This is a genomic window from Mesorhizobium sp. M7A.F.Ca.US.006.04.2.1, assembly GCF_004022915.1.
In the GTDB taxonomy this organism is placed as follows: domain Bacteria; phylum Pseudomonadota; class Alphaproteobacteria; order Rhizobiales; family Rhizobiaceae; genus Mesorhizobium; species Mesorhizobium ciceri.
This window is the reverse complement of sequence record NZ_RZQA01001120.1, coordinates 1-1667: the sequence shown is the minus strand read 5'-3', so window position 1 is coordinate 1667 and position 1667 is coordinate 1. Positions and strand designations below refer to the sequence as shown.

Below are 1667 nucleotides of genomic sequence, written 5' to 3'. Positions count from 1 at the left end.
CGCATCAGCGGAGCAAGTGGGTTTCGTAGTAGATTTTGCCCGCGATGTTCAGGTAATCCTGAAACCACCTGAGCAACGATAGCTAGCGTTGCCAGATCGCCTGCCGGTTTAGCGGTCGCGTAATACGGCTCATGTCTTGCCTGGTCGGTGCCTTGGGTTCAGCCAAGGATCAGTTGAGCAAGTACCATAGTGAGAGCCATCGATACCGGAACGGCTATAAGGCAACACGTCTCAATGATCCTGTTTTCTCGCTTATCCATCTTCGTCACCTCCCGATTTTCGTTCTCATTTTGACGTCTACAGCCAGCCGTGAGAAGCGGTTCCAGGCGGTGGCCGTCAGAGATGCCGCCGCTGCTGCATATTAGCAACACCTTGTCGAACCCTCGGCTGCCGAGCATTAGTCCTCCTCGCAGCGGCGAAGCGTGGCGCCCCGCAACCCTGCATGATGTCTTCGAAGATCGGGCCGATCTCTTCATCGATCTCTTGGCCCGGAATGCCCTGGCTCGCGCTGCCCGTTTTGCGTCCACAGCCATATCGATCACCATCCGATATCCAATGGGAGAGAAAATCGCTTCCCCGCTTGCTCATTCTTCCCGAAAGTCCTGCAGCCATGCATGGCAAGAGTCTGCCTCGCCACGCACATGCTTCACGCTTCATGCCTTTTGGCGCCGATCAGGCGTGGCTTTGATGCCAGCCCCTCCAGACCGGCTTCATCGATCAGGTGATGGATTGGCCTCGCTGGGCAGCGCCTGGCTGAATTGGATGCGGATGTTGGCGGGGATCACGCTTTCAAGGATCTCACGCCGTTTCTCCAGTGCCATGTCGCGCAGGTCATGACCGTTGAGGTGCAGCAGGTCGAAGGCGACAAAGTAGAGGTCGTGCTGCCGTCGTGTGATCGCCTTGCGCAGCTCGGCGAAGTCAGACAGGCCGGCATCGTTCAACACAGCCGCACTTTCGCGACGCCAAGTGACTCCACTTGGCTGCAAATGCGCGCTGGTCGCCGAAGGTGCGTAAGCGCACCCCTTGACAGGGGATCGGAATTCCGCATGTCAGGGTCAGCTCCAATCGGAGACCGCACGGCTCAACCATTCGCCGGAAAGGACTGTTTCTCGCCGATACGAGCTCGTAAACATGGCTCGCTCCGAGTTCACGTCGGACAAGCGGAAGCTCTCGGCGCTGAAGTTGCAGGCTGCCGCGGCGATAGCGGCGTTTCTGACAAAGATTCGCCAGATCAGAATCGAGTTCACCTTCCGTCATCCACTCTTTGGATGATATGGAAAAGGTGCTCGTAGACGAGAATGTCGGTTAAGGAGGCGAACTGACATTCGCCGAAGATCGGAGGATGCATGTCGAAGACCGATGCAGTCGACGCATGCGGTGAAGTCGCCAAATGATAGGCGGTTGTTTCAGGCCGGGGATGGGCGGTTGGCTTGGCATTGCGCTCCTGGCCCTCTTGCCTTCCGGTCCGGCCTTCGCTTTTGAAAGCCCGGATGAAGTTAGCGCAGCGAATCCCCTGAAATGCGGAGCACCTGACGATTATTCCGGGTCGAGCGAATGGGTCAGCAACTTCAGCATCAGCGACAAGCGTCAACCCGTCGGTCCGGTCTTTCAGCAAACACGAAGCAACGTTCTTGATCGTAGGGTTGCGCTTCTACAGAGCGTACTCA

Annotated in this window: 1 protein-coding gene and 1 pseudogene; one reads left to right on the top strand and one right to left on the bottom strand. The window is 57.3% G+C overall.

Going from position 1 to position 1667, the window contains the following annotated elements; genetic code table 11:
* Window positions 1-710 precede the first annotated feature (710 nt).
* Window positions 711-941: a hypothetical protein gene (locus EN925_RS34930; RefSeq protein ID WP_245460986.1), complete on the bottom strand. Its 231-nt coding sequence runs from the start codon at window positions 939-941 to the stop codon at window positions 711-713.
* A gap of 476 nt (window positions 942-1417) precedes the next feature.
* Between EN925_RS34930 and EN925_RS40315 the strand changes: the two are divergent.
* Window positions 1418-1667: pseudogene (locus tag EN925_RS40315) on the top strand (serine hydrolase); the annotation flags it as partial.